Origin of the sequence: Tabrizicola sp., assembly GCF_016793705.1 — a bacterium.
Classification (GTDB): domain Bacteria; phylum Pseudomonadota; class Alphaproteobacteria; order Rhodobacterales; family Rhodobacteraceae; genus Tabrizicola.
In genome coordinates this window covers 15,223-32,442 of the sequence record NZ_JAEULO010000034.1, presented here as the reverse complement: position 1 = coordinate 32,442, position 17,220 = coordinate 15,223, and the positions used below count along the sequence as shown (strand labels likewise).

Genomic DNA, 17,220 nt, shown 5'->3' with positions numbered 1-17,220 from the left:
GGGGTCTCTCATCATCACGACTGGCTCGACGCGCGGGGAATCAATGTCACAGCTGTAACGGTTTCCGCAGGCGGGCGACGACCCTCTTCCAGCCAACCCAACACCGTTTCCGCCATCCGCCGACCAAAACCGGCGATGTCGCAGCGGACGGAGGAAAGGGTAGGAAAGACCTGTGCGCAATCCTCGATGTCGTCGAAGCCGACGATCCTGAGCGAGGTCCCGACAGCGCGCCCAAGCTCGGCGCAGCCGGTCAGCAGGCCCAGTGCGGTCAGGTCGTTGAAGCAGAGGACGGCATCGACGGCGGGATGATCCTGTTGCAGACGGCGCGCGGCCTCGCGCCCGAAGGCGCGGCCGGGGCGACCGGGTAGATGGAGCGGGGTCAGGCCGCACGCAGCGAGCGTGTCACGGTAGCCCGACATGCGCAGTTGGGTGACGGCGCGGCCTTCGAGGCCGCCGACGAAGGCGATGTGGCGCGCGCCCTGGGAGAGGAGGTGTTCGGTGGCGAGGCGCGAGCCGGTCGGGTAGTCGGGGGCAGCGAAAGGGAAGCGGGTGCTGTCCACGACCCGACGCAGCACTTGCAGCGCAGGGACATTGGCGCGGGCGATGGCGTCGAAGGTCAGGGCCTCGTCGCCATAGGCGGGAGAGACGATCAGGGCGGAGACGCCGTGTTCCAGCATCGCGCCGACGACCTGGGCCTGCAGGGCGGGGTCTTCGTCGGTGTTGGCCAGCACGGTGGCATAGCCGCGCGCGGAGAGTGCCATCTGCAGGGAGGTGGCGAATTCGGTGAAGAACGGGTTCCTGAGGTCGTTGATCACCAGTCCGATCAAGCCGGCATTGGCGCTGCGGAGGTTGGCGGCGGCGCGGTTGTAGACATAGCCGAGTTGGACCATGGCGCGGCGCACGTCATCGCGGGTTTCCTGTTTCACCAGCGGGCTTTGCTGCAGGACAAGGCTGACGGTCGATTTGGAGACGCCCGCCAGCGTCGCCACGTCGATGATCGTCGGCCGTTTGTCCATCAGCTCTGGTCGATGCCGTGCAGGGAAAGGAGGGTGGTCATCCGCGCTTCTGCCAGATCGGGACGGGAAAGCAAGCCTGCCTGATCGGCCAGCCGGAAGACCTGGGCATAATGGGTGATGTCGCGCGAGGACTGGAAGCCCGCGGGCATGATGAAATGGGTCTGGTGGCCGTTTAGCCAGCTAAGGAAGGCGATGCCCGCCTTGTAGAAGCGGGTGGGCGCGCGGAAGATTTCGCGGCTGAGGGGGACGGTCGGGGCGAGCAGGCGGTGGTAGGTCGCGCTGTCGCCCTGCGCGAGGGCGTCCAGCGCCTGCGCTGCGGCGGGGGCGATGGCGGCGAAGATGCCAAGGAGCGCATGGGAATGACGGTTGCCGTCGCCCTCGATCAGGGGCGCGTAGTTGAAATCATCACCGGTGTAGAGACGCACGCCCGCGGGGAGGCGAGCGCGGAACTGCTCTTCGTGGGCCTGGTCGAGGAGTGAAATCTTGATCCCGTCCACCTTGGCTGGGTTTTCGGCGATGAGGTTGAGCACGAAATCCGTAGCCTGGGCGACATCTGTCGTGCCCCAGTAGCCGGTCAGCGCGGGATCGAACATGTCGCCCAGCCAGTGCAGGATGACCGGCTCGCGCGCCTGGTCGATCAGGCAGCGATAGACCGTGTGATAGGTGTCGGGCGTTGCGTCTATTGCAATGAAGGCACGCGAGACCATCAGGATGAGCTGGCCGCCTGCGGCCTCGATCGCCTGAGCCTGGTCAGTATAGGCGGCGAGAATGGCGTCGAGGGTGGCGAGGTCCGGTGCGGGTTTGTGGTCGGTGCCCGCCCCGCAGGCGACCCGGGGTCTAAGGGGATGGGCTTTGGCGGCCCGCATGGTACGCTGGATCAGCTCCAGCGCGGTGGGCCAATTGACGCCCATGCCGCGTTGGGCAGTGTCCATCGCCTCGGCGAGGTGGAGGCCCTGGTCCCAGAGCTGCTGGCGGAAGGCCAGGGTCGTGTCCCAATCGACGGCGGGTCGGCTGTCCCAGGGGTTCCTCTCACGCAGGGGGTCGGAGACGACATGGGCGGCTGCGAAGGCGGTGCGGGTGAGCGGGACCTTGGGCGCGCGGGGAATGAGGGGAGTGCCGCTCAGGCGGTAGGATTTCAAGCCCGCATCGGCGGTGGGGAGGGTCAGCATCAGGTGGCCTCTCGGACGGTTCGGAAAATGAGCGCTGACGCGCGAGCCTTTTGCCTCGCCTCTGCGCGCGAAACGCGCGCAACCGGCTCGGACGCCGGGGGCGCTTCGCCCCCGGACCCCCCGAGGATATTTGAGGACAGAGAATGATCATGGCGCGGTCGGCAGGTCGAAGACGAGGATGCCGTCGATTCCGCCCTGTGCTGCGGCGACGAGGGCGGCACCCACGCGCTGGTGGTCTGGGTGGGACTGATAGGCGGCAAGGGCTGCCCAATCGGTGAAGTCGACGGTGAAGCCGTGCAGGTAGCCGCGTTCGATCTGCTCGGGGCTTTCGCTGCGGCCGGAGTGGATGGCGAGGATGCCGGGGAGGCGGAGCGCGTGGAGGTCGGCGAAGATCGCGGTGATCTGGGCCTCGGTGACTTCGGGGCGGGCTTTGAGGAGGACGATGTGGCGGATCATCTTTGGGCTTCCTTGATCATGTCGGCGGCTTTTTCGGCGATCATGATGGTGGGGGCGTTGGTGTTGGAGGAGACGACGGTGGGCATGATCGAGGCGTCGACGACGCGCAAGTGCTCGATGCCGTTGAAGCGGAGTTGCGGGTCAACGACGGCTTCCAGGTCTGACCCCATGCGGCAAGTACCGGCGGGGTGGTGGTCGGTCTTGGCGTTCTTGCAGGCGTAGTCGATGTAGTCTTCGTCGGTCTTCACCGCCGGACCGGGGAGGCGTTCGGCGAGGATGAAGGGTTTCAGGGCGGGCTGGCGCATGATCTCTTGCGCGAGTTTGAGGCCCTTGATCGACATCTCGCGGTCGTAGGGGTCGGCCCAGTAGTTCGGGTCGATCAGGGGGGCGGCCTTCGGGTCGGCGGAGGCGAGGCGGACCGTACCTCGGCTGCGGGGGCGGAGGAAGGCGGAGTTCAAGGTGACGCCGCCGTTCGGCATGGCGGCGACACCGGCCTCGATGCCGGAGCCGAGGCCGAGGTGGAACTGGATGTCGGGCGAGCGGGCGGACGGGTCGGCGTACCAGAAGCCGCCGGTCTCGAAGAGGGAGGAGGCGACGGGGCCCTTGCGGGTCAGCAGATACTGCAGGCCCGCCAGCGCCGACCAGTGGAGTTTGGCGTAGCGGTCGTAGGTGTGCGGGCCGGTGCATTCGGCGATGACGAAAAGGTCGAGATGGTCCTGCAGGTTCGCGCCGACCTGAGGCCGGTCGAGGACGACGGGGATGCCGAGGCGGGTGAGGTCCTCGGCGGGGCCGATGCCGGAGAGTTGCAGAAGGCGCGGCGAGCCGATGGCGCCGGAGGCGAGGATGACCTCGGTGGTGGCGCGGAGGATGCCCTCGGGGGTTTCGACGCCGACCGCCCTGCCCTTTTCGGTGACGATGCGCAGGACTTGCGCGCCCGTCTTCAGGGTGAGGTTGGGGCGTTTCAGGGCGGGCTTCAGGAAGGCGGTGGCAGCGGAGGAGCGACGATACCAGCGCTGGGTCAGCTGGTAGTAGCCGACGCCGTCCTGGGTCTCGCCGGTAAAGTCGCAGTTCCTGGGGATGCCGATCTCGGCGGCGGCGGCGAAATAGGCCTCGCAGATCGGCAAGGGCGCGCGGGGCTGGCTGACGCCAAGGGGGCCGCCCTTGCCGTGAAAACGGTTTTCAAAGCTGTCGTTGACCTCAGACTTGCGGAAGTACGGGAGCACGTCCTCGTAGCCCCAGCCCGTGCAGCCCATCTGGCGCCAGTCCTCGTAGTCGAGCGCATTGCCCCGGGTGTAGAGCTGGGCGTTGATCGAGGAGCCGCCGCCGATCACCTTGGCCTGCGTGTAGCGGATCTGCATGCCGCGCATGTGGCGCTGCGGCACGGTCTGCCAGCCCCAGGATCCGATGCCCTTGGTCATCTTCGCGAAGCCTGCGGGCAGGTGGTAGAACGGGTGGCGGTCGCGGCCACCAGCTTCGAGCAGCAGAACCTTGGCGGCTGGGTTTTCGCTGAGGCGGGCGGCGAGAACGCAGCCTGCGCTGCCGCCACCGATGATGATGTAATCGTAGCCTTCGGTCATCTCTTAAAGTCTTTCGATGGAGAGCCCGCCGTCGACGGGGATCACGGCGCCGGTGCAGAAGGCAAGTTGGCCGGTGACGACGGGGATCGCCGCCTGGCCGATGTCAGTAGGTCGGCCCCAGCGGCCTGTCGGGACGAGGCCGCCTTCGATGAGCGCGGTGTATTTGTCCTTCACGCCGGCGGTCATGCCGGTCTCGATGATGCCGGGGCGCAGCTCAAAGACGCCAATGCCGTGCGAAGCAAGGCGGAGGGCGAGGGTCTGGGCGACCATGGCGGCGGCGGCCTTCGAGATGCAGTAGTCGGCGCGTTCGGGGCTGGCCCTCCGGGCGGAGACGGAGGTGACGAAGGTGATCGAGCGGTAGTGCGGGCTGGTCGTGGCGAGCATCCGTTTCGCCACCTGCTGAGCCAGGAAGAAAGCCCCGGTCAAGTTGATGCCCATGATCCAGTCGAGGTTTTCCGGCGTGATCTCCAGCATGTCACCACGGACCTTCGCCGCCACGCCGGCATTCTGGATCAGCGCGTCGAGCAGACCTTGGTCGCCTTCGATCCGATTCAGGAGCGTTGGGATGGCAGCAAGGTCGGCAAGGTCATGCTGATAGTAGCAGACCTCAGAGCCGAGCCTGGCCATGGCCTCGACGACCACCGGGTCATCCGCCGGGGGCAGCGAGGCGATGGCGAGGCGAAAGCCTTGCGCGGTCAGCGCCTCTGCGATGCCGAGACCGATGCCCTGCTGGCCACCGGTGACAAGCGCGAGGGGCTTCATGGCAGGGTCCGGGCGATGTGGTCGCCCGCGCGTAGAGCGAGGGCGGCGATGGTGAGCGAAGGGTTGACGCCGGCCGAGGTGGGCAGGACCGAGGCGTCGCAAATGTAGAGGTTGTCGAGGTCGTGGGTCTTGAGGTTCACATCGACCACGGAGGTCGCAGGGTTCGCGCCCATGCGGTTGGTGCCGCATTGGTGGCTGGGCTTTGACTTCGGAAAACCCCGCGCCAGGGTGATCGGCCAGCCGGCCCTGCGCATCGCCTGTTTCAGGCGTTTGACCAGCAGGTCATGCGCTCGGGTGTTGGTCTTGCGCCAGTCCAGCACGACCTCTCCGTTCTTCCACAGCACCCGGGAATTCGGGTCGGGCAGGTCTTCCGACATGGCCATGATGTGAATCGAGCGATCGGCGATCAGGCGCGAGAGCCAGAGCGGCAGGCCGCTCTCGCCCGCGAGGATCGGGCCGGTGATGCGGCCGAGCATCTGGATGTTGCCGAGAGGCTCGCCGTTCGGGCCGCCGGTCAGGTAGAAATCGTTGATCTGTATGGTCTTTTCGTAGGTCGTGCGGTTGCGGCGGAAGGGGTTCAGAGCGACCATGCCGGTGAGGTTGTGATTCATGAAGTTGCGGCCAACCTGATCGGAAGCGTTGGCAAGGCCAGTCGGGTGGTCGTCGTTGGCGGAGGCGAGGAGGAGAGCGGATGACAGGATAGCGCCCGCAGCAAGGACGACGACGGGCGCTGTCAGGATCTCTCGCACCCCTGACCGTTCGACCTCGACCCCGGTCACTCGGCGCCCTTCGGCAAGGATGCGGGTGACCTTCGTGCCAGTCTGCAATGTGACGTTCGGGTGCTTCAGCGCCTCGGCCAGACCGCAGCTTTCGGCGTCGGACTTTGCGCCGGTGGTGTCGGGAAAGGCGTCCCAGCCGGTCGGTGCGCGCTTCAGCCAGGCCTCGATGTCGATGCCGAGGGGAAGCGCGGAGACGTGGAGGCCCTGCGCGGTGAAGGCCCGGCGCAGATCGGCGATGTCGGACTCATCTGGAACCGGCAGGAAGGGATAGGGGGCCGAATGCGGCGGCTCGGTGGGGTCGCCCGACACGTCGCCCCGGACGCGGTAGAGGGTTTCGGCGCGGGAGTAGAAGGGTTCGAGATCGTCGTAGGAGATCGGCCAGCCGGGGGTGGTGCCGTCGATGTGGCGGAGGGGGCAGAAATCCTCGGCCCGGTAGCGCAGAAGGACGGCGCCGTAGAACTTGGTATTGCCGCCGACATAGGCGTAGTTGCCAGGGTGGAGCGGTGCGCCGGAGATGTCGCGCCAGGTCTCGTTCGGCTTGAAGTGGCCACGCTGGAAGATGGCGGCAGGGTCGCGAGCCTCGGGCGAGTCCTTGAGCCGCTCGCCACGTTCCAGGATCAGGATGCGGCGGCCGGTGGGGGCAAGGGCAGCAGCCAGCGTCGCCCCGCCCATGCCGGAGCCGATGATGATGACGTCCGGTTGCATCAGGCGGTGATCCGGTCCTCGGTCGCGGGATCGAAGGCGACGGCTTTCTCCATGTTCACCGCGAAGTCGAAGCTTTGGCCCGCTGCCACATTGGCGTCGGCGCGCATCCGGGCGATGGCGTCCTTCCCGGAGAGGGTCATGGTGACGAAGGTGTCGGCACCGGCGGGTTCGGTGACGGTGACGCGGTTTTTCAGCGCAACGATGTTGCCGGACTTGCGGTCGGCGCCCTCGGGGTCGGTGATCGCCTCGGGGCGGATGCCGAGGAGGATGGGCTTGCCCGCCCAGGCGACGAGGCCGGGCTGGCTGAAGCGCAGGTGCTGGACCTGGCCCTCGGCATCGGTGACGGCGGCGTGGGGCTGGCCGCCTTCCATCACCACGGTGGCGGGGATGATGTTCATCGCCGGGCTGCCCATGAAGGTGGCGACGAAGACGTTGGCCGGGGTGTCGTAGATCTCTTTCGGGGTGCCGAGTTGCTGGACGAAACCCTTGTTCATCACCGCGATGCGGGTGGAGAGCGTCATCGCCTCGATCTGGTCGTGGGTGACGTAGACGATGGTGGTCTTGAGGTTGTGGTGCAGCTTCTTGATCTCGGTCCGCATGTCAACGCGCAGCTTGGCGTCGAGGTTGGAGAGCGGCTCGTCGAAAAGGAAGACATCGGGGTTCCTGACCAGTGCCCGCCCCATCGCAACACGCTGGCGCTGGCCGCCGGAAAGCTGGCCGGGCTTGCGGTCGAGGAGGTGGTCGATCTGGAGGAGCTTGGCGACGGAGGCCAGCGCCTTGTCACGTTCGGGCTTCGGCACCCCGTGCATTTCGAGGCCGAAGGTCATGTTCTGGCCCACGGTCATGTTGGGGTAGAGCGCGTAGCTCTGGAACACCATGGCGATGTTGCGCTTGGAGGGGTGGACCCCGTTCACCACTCGGTTCTTGATCGCGATCTCGCCGCCGGTGATGGCCTCCAGCCCGGCGATCATGTTGAGGAGTGTGGACTTGCCGCAGCCGGAGGGGCCGACGAGGACCAGGAACTCGCCCTCTTCCACCGCGATGTCGACGCGGTGCAGCACCTCGACCTGGCCGTAGGATTTGGTGACGTTGCGGATGTCGAGAAAGCCCATCGGGTCAGCCTTTCACAGAGCCTGCCATCAGCCCGCGCACGAAGTAGCGGCCTGCGACGATATAGACGAAGAGGGTGGGAAGCGCGGCCAGGATCGCGCCCGCGAAATGGACGTTGTATTCCTTCACGCCAGTCGAGGACTGGACGAGGTTGTTCAGTGCGACCGTCATCGGCTGCGAGGTGCCGCCGAAGGAGACGCCGAACAGGAAGTCGTTCCAGATGTTGGTGAACTGCCAGATCACCGAGACCACCGCGATGGGGCCGGAGACGGGCAGGAGGATGCGCCAGAATATCCGGAAGAACCCGGCCCCGTCGATCTGGGCGGCACGGATCAGCTCGGTCGGGAAGCTGGCGTAGTAGTTGCGGAAGTAGAGCGTGGTGAAGCCGATGCCATAGACGACATGGACGAGGATCAGGCCGGGGACCGATCCGGCGAGGCCGAGCTTGCCGAGGACGACGGCCATCGGGATGAGGACGATCTGGAACGGAATGAAGCAGGAAAAGAGCATTAGCCCGAAGACCCAGGTATCATAGCGGAAGCGCCATTTGGTCAGCACGTAACCGTTCAGCGCGCCGACGATGGTGGAGATCGCGACTGCGGGAACGACCATCAGGATCGAGTTCAGGAAATAGGGTTTCAGGCCGGTCGGCTCCACCCCGATCTGGGCGGTGGACCAGGCGGAGCGCCAGGGGTCGAGCGTCCACGTGGACGGCAGCGCCATCATGTTGCCGCCGGTGATTTCCGGCAGCGGCTTCAGCGAGTTCACCCCCATGACGTAGAGCGGCAGGAGGTAGAAAAGCGCGAAGAGGATCAGGATTAGGTAGAGGAAGGCGCGGGTGGCGCGGCCCGTACTGACGGCGGTGTCCTGGGTGACGGCGCTCATACCTTCTTCTCCTTCAGCTCGGCGTAGAGATAGGGCACCATGATCGCCGCGATGGTCATCAGCATGATCACGGCAGAGGAGGCGCCGATGCCCATCTGGTTCCTTGTGAAGGTGTAGGAATACATGAAGGTCGCGGGCATCTCGGTCGCCCGGCCGGGGCCGCCGCCGGTCAAGGCGATGACCAGGTCGTAGGACTTGATCGCGAGGTGGGAGAGGATGACGAAGGCCGACAAGAAAGCGGGGCGGAGGAGCGGGATCACGATCCGCCGGTAAAGCTGCCAGTTCGAGGCGCCGTCGATCTGCGCGGCCTTCAGGATCTCGTTGTCGATGCCGCGCAGGCCGGCCAAGAACATCGCCATCACGAAGCCCGAGGTCTGCCAGACGGCGGCGATGACGATGGTGTAAAGCGCCATCTCGCCATCCTTGATCCAGGTGAAGGAGAACGACTCCCAGCCCCAGAGATGCATGATCTTCTCCAGCCCGATGCCGGGGTCGAGGAACCATTTCCAGGCGGTGCCGGTGACGATGAAGCTGAGGGCCATCGGGTAAAGGTAGATCGGACGCAAAACCCCCTCGCCCCGGATCTTCTGGTCGAGGAAGATCGCCAGCATCAACCCGATCAGCGTGCAGATCACAATGTAAAGCGTGGCGAAGATCGCGATGTTGATGATCGCGGTGTTCCAGGCGGGCAAAGCAAAGAGCTTCTGGTAGTTCTCGAAGCCCACCCAGTCGTATTTAGGCAGCATCTTCGAGCCGGTGAAGCTGAGCACGACGGTGAAGAGGATGAAGCCGTAGACGAAAAGAAGCGTCACAGCGAAGGAAGGGGCGAGGACGAGCTTTGGCAACCAGTCCTGTAGCTTCGTGCGGAAATCGGCCTCGGTCGGGGCCATCATCGTCCTCCCTCGGGTTCAGGCGGGCCAAAATCCTTCAGTAAGGATTTTGACAAATTCCTTGCTTAAGGAATTTGGGGCTGGGGGCGACCAGAGCCGCCCCCTTCTTTCAGGTCACTGCGCGGCGGCGACGGCTTCGGCCAGCGCGGCAGCGGCGGCTGCTCCATCGGCATACTCGCCGTTGAAGGCCGCAGTGATCACGTCATAGGTGGCGTTCTTCACCGCCGCAGGCGCGGCATGGCCATGCGCCATCGAGCCGTAGAGCGTGCCGGCGGTGTTGGCTTCCGCAAGGTCGACCATGCCCTTCTTGCCGCAGTCGTCGAAGGCGTCGTTCGGCACGTCGGTCCGCGCCGGGACCGAGCCCTTGACCACGTTGAACGCCGACTGGAAGGCCGGATCCATGATCGCCTTGGCCATTGCGACCTGTGCTTCCTGCTTGGCAGCGTCCGACTGGTTGAACATCGCGAACTGGTCGGAGTTGAACGTGACCGAGCCTTGCGTACCCGGGAAGCGGATGCAGACGAAATCGGTTCCGGGGACCTTGCCGGCCTTCAGGAACTCGCCCTTGGCCCAGTCGCCCATCATCTGCATCCCGGCCTCGCCGTTGATCACCATCGCCGAGGCCAGGTTCCAGTCGCGACCGGAGAAGTTGTCGTCAACATAGGAACGCAGCTTGATCAGACGATTGAAGGCTTCAGCCATCTCCGGCCCACCCAGCGCGGCGGGGTCGAGGTCGATGAAAGCCTTCTTGTACAGGTCTCCGCCCATGCCGAGCACCACGCCGTCGAAGACGGTGGCTTCCTGCCAGGGCTGACCGCCGTGGCCGAGGGGCGTGATCCCGTTTTCCTTCATCTTGTCGAGCACGGCCACCAGTTCGTCCCAGGTGGTCGGCGCGGCAAGGCCAGTGGCGTCGAGCGCGGCCTTGTTGATCCAGACCCAGTTGGTCGAGTGGACATTGACCGGGGCGGCGACCCATTTGCCGTCATAGGTCGAGAAGGCCTGGAGCGCGGCCGGAACAACCTTGTCCCAGCCCTCGGCCTGCGCCGTGGCGGTCAGGTCGGCGAGCGCCCCCTCGGCCGCCCAGTCCTGGATGTCGAAGCCAAGCATCTGCACGGCGGTGGGAGGATCGCCTGCCGTGACGCGGGCGCGGAGCGCCGTCATGGCGGCTTCGCCCCCGCCCCCGGCGACCGGCATGTCGACCCAGCCGGTACCGCCGGCGGCCAGATTGTCCTTCAGCACGTTCAAGGCGGCCGCCTCGCCGCCGGATGTCCACCAGTGCAGGACTTCAACGTCTTCCGCGAAACCAATCGATGTAGTCATCACCAGGGCCGCCGCGGCGGTCATCGTCTTTCCAAACAGGCGCATTGTGGTTCCTCCCGTTTTGCGCATCGTTGCCCGCCGTCAGCGGGGTCTTACCCAAGGCGCGCGCGTGCGGCCGATCCGCATCACCAGCGACTTGATCTCCATGAACTCGTCCAGGCCATGGCGGCCGATCTCGCGGCCAAGGCCGGATTGTTTGACCCCGCCGAAGGTGACCTCCGGAAAACCGTCCATCCAGGTGTTGGTCCAGACTGTGCCCGCCTGGGCAGCACGGGCAAAGGTAAGGCAGGTGTGGACATTTTCGCTCCATACCCCGGCGGAGAGGCCGTAGTCGGCATGGTTCACCAGATTCAGCGCTTCGTCCAGTGTGCGGAAGGTGAGGACGGCGAGAACGGGTCCGAAGACCTCCTCGCGGGCGATCGCCATGTCCGGTGTGACGCCGGTCACGACCGTGGGCTGGTAGAACTGGGGCACAAGGCCCGGCACCTCCAAGTGGCCGCCGCCAAGCACGACACTGGCCCCGGCCTCACGCGCGGCGGCGACGTAGCGGTCGATCTTCGCACCATGTTCCGGGCTGACGATGGCGCCGACCTGGGTCGCGGGGTCAAGCGGGTCGCCGAAGGCCACCTGCTTCGAGAGTTCCACGACCCGGGCAGCGAAGGCTTCGGCGATGTCCTCGTGCACGACAATCCGGCTGCCAGAGTTGCAACACTGGCCTGTGTTGAAATAGACGCCGAAGGTCACGGCATCTGCGGCGGATTCGAGATCGGCGTCGGGGAAGATCACCTGCGGGTTCTTGCCGCCAAGCTCCAGCGCAACCTTCTTCAGCGTGCCTGAAGCCGCCGCCGCGATCCCCTTGCCCACTACAGTGGAGCCGGTGAAGGTGATCATGTCAACGCGCGGATCCGAGGCAAGCGTTGACCCGACCGGCTGACCATGGCCGAGGACGATGTTGACGACGCCTGATGGAAGTCCTGCTTCGGTAAGGAGGTCCGCCAGCATCACGGCGGTTGACGGAGTCAGTTCCGACGGCTTGACCACGCAGGTGCAGCCCGCCGCAAGAGCGAAGGGCAGCTTCTGGGAAAGAATCCAGAACGGGAAGTTCCAGGGCGTGATGATCGAGACGACGCCGATAGGCTCCTTCAGCACCACCGCCAGCATGTCCTGGCCAAGCGAATTGTGGCTGTCGCCGTGCAAGGTGCGGGCAAGCGAGGCAGCGTAGCGCCAGAGGTCGGCGGCGCCCGAAACCTCGCCCCGCGCCTGGGTGATCGGTTTGCCGGATTCCAGTGTCTCGATCAGCGCCATGCGGTCCACGTTGGCCTCGATCAGGTCGGCGACTTTCAGCAGGACGGTGGCGCGGGCCTTGCCGGAAAGCCCGCTCCAGCGCCCGTCGTCAAAGGCGGCACGGGCGGCGGCGATGGCGGCTTCTGCATCTTTTGCGGTCCCGCGCAGCGAGCGGCTGACCACCGCCCCATGCGAGGGAGAGATCCGTTCGGTCCAGTCCGCCATCGCCTCCGGAGTAAATGCGCCATTGATCCAGTGCCGGTTGAGCCGGACCTCGGGAAGGGTTGCGCCAGTAGAAGGGATAATTGTCAGGTCGAGCATCTCAGGTTCCCGGAAATTCTGCTTTGCGCTTGGCTTGGAAGGCGGCCACACCCTCCTGCCGGTCGGCGCTGGCGGCGATGGCAGCAGAGCCGAGCGCCTCGATCAGCGCCGCTGAATCCTCGCCCTGGCCCGCATGGATCATCGCCTTGGTGATCTCGGTCGCGCGGGGCGAGAGGGTGGCGGCCTTTTCGGCGATCTCCAGCGCAGCCGAACGGACATCATCGGCAATCTCGGCAACGAAACCACAGGACAGAAGACGGCCCGCCCCGATCCGGCGACCGAAAAGGGCCATTTCCTTGACCATGCCTTCCGGGATCAGGCGGGTCAGCCGCTGCGAGCCGGACCAGCCGGGTACGATCCCCACCCCCGCCTCGGGCAGCGCGATGGTGGCTTTCGGGGTGATCACCCGGATGTCGCAGGCTGTCGCGAGTTCCAGCCCCCCCCCGAAAGCATGACCGTTCAGGGCGGCGATCGTGGGCTTGGCCAGACGGGCCAGCCGGTCAAAGATGCGATGCCCGCCGCGCACCCAGTTGCGGGCGAAATCGGCGGGGGAAAGTCCGCCCCAGGCGTTGATGTCGGCACCCGAGCAGAAGGCCTTCTCGCCCTCGCCCGTCAGGATCACGGCGCGCACGTCCGGGCGGCCCTCGATGACCTCCAGATGGCTGGCGAGCTGGCCCAGCATCTCCACCGTGAAGCAGTTGAGTTTGGCTGGGTTATCCAGCCGCAGCTCGGCCACCGGCCCAGCGATATGCAGACGAACACCGGTCATGGCTGCCACCCCATCGGGCCTTCGGCGAGAAGCGACAGCGGCATGGTGCTGGCATTCTCCGCCACCGTCACCCGGCCCTGGCTGGCGCCGACGATGTCCCGTGCGGGGTCGATGCCCGGCATGATCTCGGTCGCCACCAGCCCCTTGTCGGTCAGCCGGATCACGCAGCGTTCGGTGATATACAACACCTCCTGACCCTGGCCCCGCGCGCGGGTGCCCGAGAAGGTGACGTGTTCGACCTTCTCGACCATCTTGCAGAACTTGCCGGGGGCAGCGACGGTCAGGCCCCCCGCCCCGATCCTCACGTCGGCCCCCGCCTCGAACCAGCCGGAGAAGACGATCTTGCGAGCATGCGCGGTGATGTCGACGAAACCGCCGCAACCCGCTGTCAGATAAGGCTTTTTCCCCAGCTTCGAGACATTGACGTTACCCTCGACGTCGATCTCCAGGAACGACAGGAACGACAGGTCGAACCCCGCGCCCTGGAAGTAGATGAACTGCTGCGGCGAGGGGACATAGGCGTCGGCGTTCGAGGCACAGCCGAAGGCGAAGCCGGTCAGCGGCATCCCTCCCACCGCGCCCTGCTCGATGGCCCAGGTCACGGCTTCGGGGTGACCTTCCTCCAGCAGGATGCGGGGAACCATGGCGCTGATGCCGAAGCCAAGGTTGGCGGTCATGCCCGCCTTCAGCTCCAGCGCAGCGCGGCGGGCGATGACCTTTTCAATACCATGCTCGGCCAGGGTAAAGCTGGACCATGGCCGCATGATCTGGCCCGAGATCGCCGGGTCATAGCGGGTCTCGGTGGTCTGGCGCTGGTCGGGGTCAAGGACGATCAGGTCGACCAGGTGGCCAGGGACGCGAACGTCATGCGGACGCAAGCTGCCCTTGGCGGTGAAGCGGGAAACCTGGGCGATGACAAGGCCCCGGTTGTTGCGGGTCGCGATGGCCTGTTCCAGCCCGCCCAGATAGGCGCCTTCGTGTTCATAGGTCAGGTTGCCCCATTCATCTGCCGTGGTCGCGCGCAGGATGCACACATCGGGCGAAATGTTGGGAAAGTGTAGCCAGGTCTCGCCGCCGAATTCGACGCGGTGGACGATGGGGGCGGCCGCGCCCTGGGCGTTCATCGCGCAACCCTCGCGCCGGGGATCGACGAAAGTGTCCATGCCCACCCTGGTCAGGACACCCGGGCGGCGGGCGGCGGCCTCGCGGTGCATGTCGAACATGATCCCCGACGGAACATTGTAGGCGGCAACCCGATCCTCGACGATCATCTTCCAGATCTCTGGCATCGGGAGGTTGGAGGAGCCGGAGGGGTAAGAGCCGGCGAGAACCCGCGCCAGAAGGCCGTCCTGCGCGATCCAGTCCATCCCCTTGACGCCGTACATGTCGCCTGCGGCAATGGGGTGGAGCGTGGTGATGGCCTTCGGGTGACGCTCAGTGCGGAACCGCTCGCCCAACGCCTTCAGAACAAGATCGGGGCAGCCGAGCGCGGAGGAGGAGGACACCGTGACGACCGCCCCGTCGGCGATGCGGGCGACGGCTTGGGCGGCGGAGACGAGTTTGGTCATGCGATCCTCACATAGTCTACGGTCTGGCGGATGCCGGTGCGGGCGGCCTCGCGCACCGCCAGCGCAACGGCCAGCGAGGCAACGCCATCCCTGCCGCTCGCGGCGGGCTGACCCTTGCCCGCGATGGCCGAAAGGAAATCGGTGACACCCTGAACATAGAGGTTGTGCTGCGGATAGGGCACCGGCGCGCGGCCCTGCCCCGTGACCAGTTCGATCTCGCCCACGGGCAGTTGCGTCATCACGCCGCGTGCGAATATCGAGCCTTCGGTGCCATGCACCTCCAGCCCCGAACCCGCGAAGGGATGGGTGAAGCTTTCGTGCGACATGACCATCGTGCCCGAAGGCATGGTCCAGACCGACATCGCGCTGTCCTCTACCCCTTGCCCCATGCCTGAGACGGACATCTGCGCCACGACCGTCACAGGATCCTCACCCAGAAGGAAACGCGCGACATCGGCGTCGTGAACGGTGACGTCGGGAATCACCCCGCCACCCACCGAAGCGTCGTTGATCCGCCAGCCTTGCAGGTTCGCGGGCAGGTGAACGGCATGGAACAGGCGAAGTGACAACACGCGCCCGATGCGGCCAGAGGCTATGAGGTCGCGGATCGCACGATGCGAGCCGGATGCGCGCAGGTGGTGGTTGGTGGCGAAGATTAAGCCTGCCGCGTCTGCGGCGCGGACCATGGCGAATGCATCCTCGACCGTCATCGCAAGCGGCTTTTCGCAAAGCACATGCTTTCCCGCTTGGATCGCCGCCAGCGCTTGCGCGTGGTGCTTATCGTTGGTCGAAGAGATGTAGACCGCGCCGATCGTCGGGTCATCCAGCGCCAGTGCCAGCGCGGTGCCATGGGCCGGAATACCCTGCGTGCGGGAGAAATCTGCCCCGCGCGCCTCGGTCGTGCTGACCACGGCTGCGACCTCGCCCCCGGTTGCGCGGATGGCCTCGATCATGAACTGTTCGGCAATGGTACTTGCCCCGATCAGGCCCCAGCGCATGCTTTCCTCGATTTTTGGATCGTTCCAAGTTGATATTAGAACGATCCAAATCTTGTCAAGAACATCTTTTTGGAAACGAAGGTCAGCCTGTCAATGCCTGACTATCCGGCCCTGCTTGGGGGTTCCGCGAGAGCGGCACCCTGTCCAGATTCACTTAAGCTTGATGCAAAAATGCTTGCGGACTGGCTTTTCGATCTTCCAGTTGCCGGCGAAGCCCGGCTCCACCACGAAAGCATCCCCCGGCCGCAGCGTCACCGGGGGGGCACCATCAGGAGTGATCGTGATCTGGCCGTCGACCAGATGGACGAATTCGTAGAACTTGTAGACCGCGTGCCAGGTTCCGGGCGTCGCCTCCCAGGTGCCGCTGATCACGCTACCGTCCAGCGAGGTATGCTGCACCCAAGTCTTCATCGTTGGTGTGCCCTCGACCTTGGTCCAGCCCTCCAGGTCGGTCAGCATCGGCTCGGGGCCGGGGGCGGGGAAGCGGAAAACCATGTCGCTCATGTGAGTCCTTCCTGGGATCGCGGCGTTCTGTCCGATTGGTAGGCCGGGGCTGACAGGCTGTCCATAGCTGTGCAGTCCAGGCACCTGGTGGCTTCGGTTGAATCGATCCACCCAGATGCCGGAACTGAACCGCTAGTGTCTTGTGTTGGCCAGGGATTGCGTGAATCGCTTGGTCTTGCCGACGCCGAAAGCTTCGGCTGGCGGCAATTCCATGTCGATCTTGCCCTTGTGCATGAAGACAACCTTCGAAGAGACTTCGCGGGCAAAGCTCATCTCGTGCGTGACGAGCAACATCGTCCGGCCTTCGTCCGCGACACGCCACATCATTCACAAGGGGTGTGCGTGGTCATGCGCGGCCATGACGACACATCCCACAATCTTCCATCCACTCCTGCGAAAGGATCGGAATCGAACGCTTGGATGAACACATAGGCCGTGCGCGGGACGGATTTCCCTGCCAGAAGAGCCTGCCAAAGACCCGAAGAATGGTCTATCTCCTTCGCCAACCGGACTCAGGAAAGGGCCGCCATGTCGATCCGCGCAGCAAAGGCAAGTGAGGCCGAACATCTGGCACGCTTCATCAATATGGCAGCTGACGATCTGCCGCTGCACTTCTGGAAGCAATCGGTGGGACCGGACGGCGATCCCTGGGACTATGGCCGGGAGCGGGCCGCGCGGGAGACGGGGAACTTCTCGTTCCGCAATGCCTGGCTGGCCGAAGCAGAGGGCGAGGTTGCCGCCTGCCTCCTCGGCTACGCCGCTGACCCGGACCCCGCGCCCATCGATCCCGACACCCCGCCGATTTTCGTGCCGCTCTTGGAATTGGAGGCGTTGGCGCCGGGGTCCTGGTATCTGAACGTGCTCGCAACCTACACGCAGCATCGCGGCAAGGGCCTCGGCAGCGCGCTACTGGCCAAGGCCGAATCCATCGCGCGTGAAGGCGGCCATCGGATCATCAGCCTGATCGCCGAGGACACCCATCAGGATGCGCTGCGGCTCTACCGGGCGAAGGGCTATCAGGAGATCGCCCGCCGCCCTGTCGTCAAGGGCGACTGGCAGGTGGATGCCTCAGAGTGGATTCTCTTCGTGAAACCTGTCTGACTGGAC

The 17,220-nt window shown here is 65.3% G+C and carries 17 protein-coding genes; 1 reads left to right on the top strand and 16 read right to left on the bottom strand.

From position 1 onward, the window contains the following. Positions 1-14 precede the first annotated feature (14 nt). The 16 genes from JNJ68_RS07295 to JNJ68_RS07220 all read right to left on the bottom strand — a co-directional run bounded on the left by JNJ68_RS07295 (position 15) and on the right by JNJ68_RS07220 (position 16,440). Positions 15-1,016: a LacI family DNA-binding transcriptional regulator gene (locus JNJ68_RS07295; RefSeq protein WP_294980806.1), complete on the bottom strand. Its 1,002-nt coding sequence runs from the start codon at positions 1,014-1,016 to the stop codon at positions 15-17. Beyond that, positions 1,016-2,185, bottom strand: coding sequence for a dihydrodipicolinate synthase family protein (locus JNJ68_RS07290; protein ID WP_294980803.1), 1,170 nt, complete (start codon positions 2,183-2,185; stop codon positions 1,016-1,018). The genes JNJ68_RS07295 and JNJ68_RS07290 overlap by 1 nt, the downstream gene beginning before the upstream one ends. Positions 2,186-2,332: 147 nt before the next feature. After that, positions 2,333-2,641, bottom strand: a complete 309-nt coding sequence (locus JNJ68_RS07285) for a Dabb family protein (RefSeq protein ID WP_294980800.1) — start codon at positions 2,639-2,641, stop codon at positions 2,333-2,335. Beyond that, complete coding sequence (locus JNJ68_RS07280; protein WP_294980797.1) at positions 2,638-4,218, bottom strand: FAD-dependent oxidoreductase; 1,581 nt, start codon at positions 4,216-4,218, stop codon at positions 2,638-2,640. The genes JNJ68_RS07285 and JNJ68_RS07280 overlap by 4 nt, the downstream gene beginning before the upstream one ends. Before the next feature lie 3 nt (positions 4,219-4,221). Next, a complete protein-coding gene (locus tag JNJ68_RS07275) occupies positions 4,222-4,980 on the bottom strand; it encodes a 3-ketoacyl-ACP reductase (protein ID WP_294980794.1) in 759 nt (252 codons plus the stop codon). Beyond that, the gene (locus JNJ68_RS07270; RefSeq protein WP_294980792.1) at positions 4,977-6,464 is read right to left on the bottom strand and encodes a GMC family oxidoreductase; all 1,488 of its coding nucleotides are present in this window, start codon (positions 6,462-6,464) and stop codon (positions 4,977-4,979) included. Before JNJ68_RS07270 ends, JNJ68_RS07275 begins: the two co-directional genes overlap by 4 nt. Then, entirely contained in the window at positions 6,464-7,576 is a 1,113-nt protein-coding gene (gene ugpC, locus JNJ68_RS07265; RefSeq protein ID WP_294980790.1) for a sn-glycerol-3-phosphate ABC transporter ATP-binding protein UgpC, read from the bottom strand. Before ugpC ends, JNJ68_RS07270 begins: the two co-directional genes overlap by 1 nt. A gap of 4 nt (positions 7,577-7,580) precedes the next feature. Continuing rightward, positions 7,581-8,459: a carbohydrate ABC transporter permease gene (locus JNJ68_RS07260; protein WP_294980787.1), complete on the bottom strand. Its 879-nt coding sequence runs from the start codon at positions 8,457-8,459 to the stop codon at positions 7,581-7,583. Continuing rightward, positions 8,456-9,349, bottom strand: coding sequence for a sugar ABC transporter permease (locus tag JNJ68_RS07255; protein WP_294980785.1), 894 nt, complete (start codon positions 9,347-9,349; stop codon positions 8,456-8,458). Before JNJ68_RS07255 ends, JNJ68_RS07260 begins: the two co-directional genes overlap by 4 nt. A 114-nt stretch (positions 9,350-9,463) precedes the next feature. Then, entirely contained in the window at positions 9,464-10,714 is a 1,251-nt protein-coding gene (locus tag JNJ68_RS07250) for an ABC transporter substrate-binding protein (RefSeq protein WP_363165559.1), read from the bottom strand. Between the two features lie 36 nt (positions 10,715-10,750). Continuing rightward, entirely contained in the window at positions 10,751-12,274 is a 1,524-nt protein-coding gene (locus tag JNJ68_RS07245) for an aldehyde dehydrogenase family protein (protein ID WP_294980783.1), read from the bottom strand. A 1-nt stretch (position 12,275) separates the two neighbouring features. Beyond that, complete coding sequence (locus tag JNJ68_RS07240) at positions 12,276-13,043, bottom strand: enoyl-CoA hydratase/isomerase family protein (RefSeq protein WP_294980781.1); 768 nt, start codon at positions 13,041-13,043, stop codon at positions 12,276-12,278. Continuing rightward, entirely contained in the window at positions 13,040-14,611 is a 1,572-nt protein-coding gene (locus JNJ68_RS07235) for a CoA-transferase (protein WP_294980778.1), read from the bottom strand. The genes JNJ68_RS07240 and JNJ68_RS07235 overlap by 4 nt, the downstream gene beginning before the upstream one ends. Beyond that, positions 14,608-15,609, bottom strand: coding sequence for a Gfo/Idh/MocA family oxidoreductase (locus tag JNJ68_RS07230; protein ID WP_294980776.1), 1,002 nt, complete (start codon positions 15,607-15,609; stop codon positions 14,608-14,610). Before JNJ68_RS07230 ends, JNJ68_RS07235 begins: the two co-directional genes overlap by 4 nt. 150 nt (positions 15,610-15,759) lie before the next feature. Then, positions 15,760-16,113, bottom strand: a complete 354-nt coding sequence (locus JNJ68_RS07225; protein ID WP_294980774.1) for a cupin domain-containing protein — start codon at positions 16,111-16,113, stop codon at positions 15,760-15,762. Between the two features lie 132 nt (positions 16,114-16,245). Next, positions 16,246-16,440, bottom strand: coding sequence for a hypothetical protein (locus JNJ68_RS07220; RefSeq protein WP_294980772.1), 195 nt, complete (start codon positions 16,438-16,440; stop codon positions 16,246-16,248). A gap of 201 nt (positions 16,441-16,641) precedes the next feature. Between JNJ68_RS07220 and JNJ68_RS07215 the strand changes: the two genes are divergently transcribed. Further along, positions 16,642-17,214, top strand: coding sequence for a GNAT family N-acetyltransferase (locus JNJ68_RS07215; protein WP_294980769.1), 573 nt, complete (start codon positions 16,642-16,644; stop codon positions 17,212-17,214). Positions 17,215-17,220 lie beyond the last annotated feature (6 nt).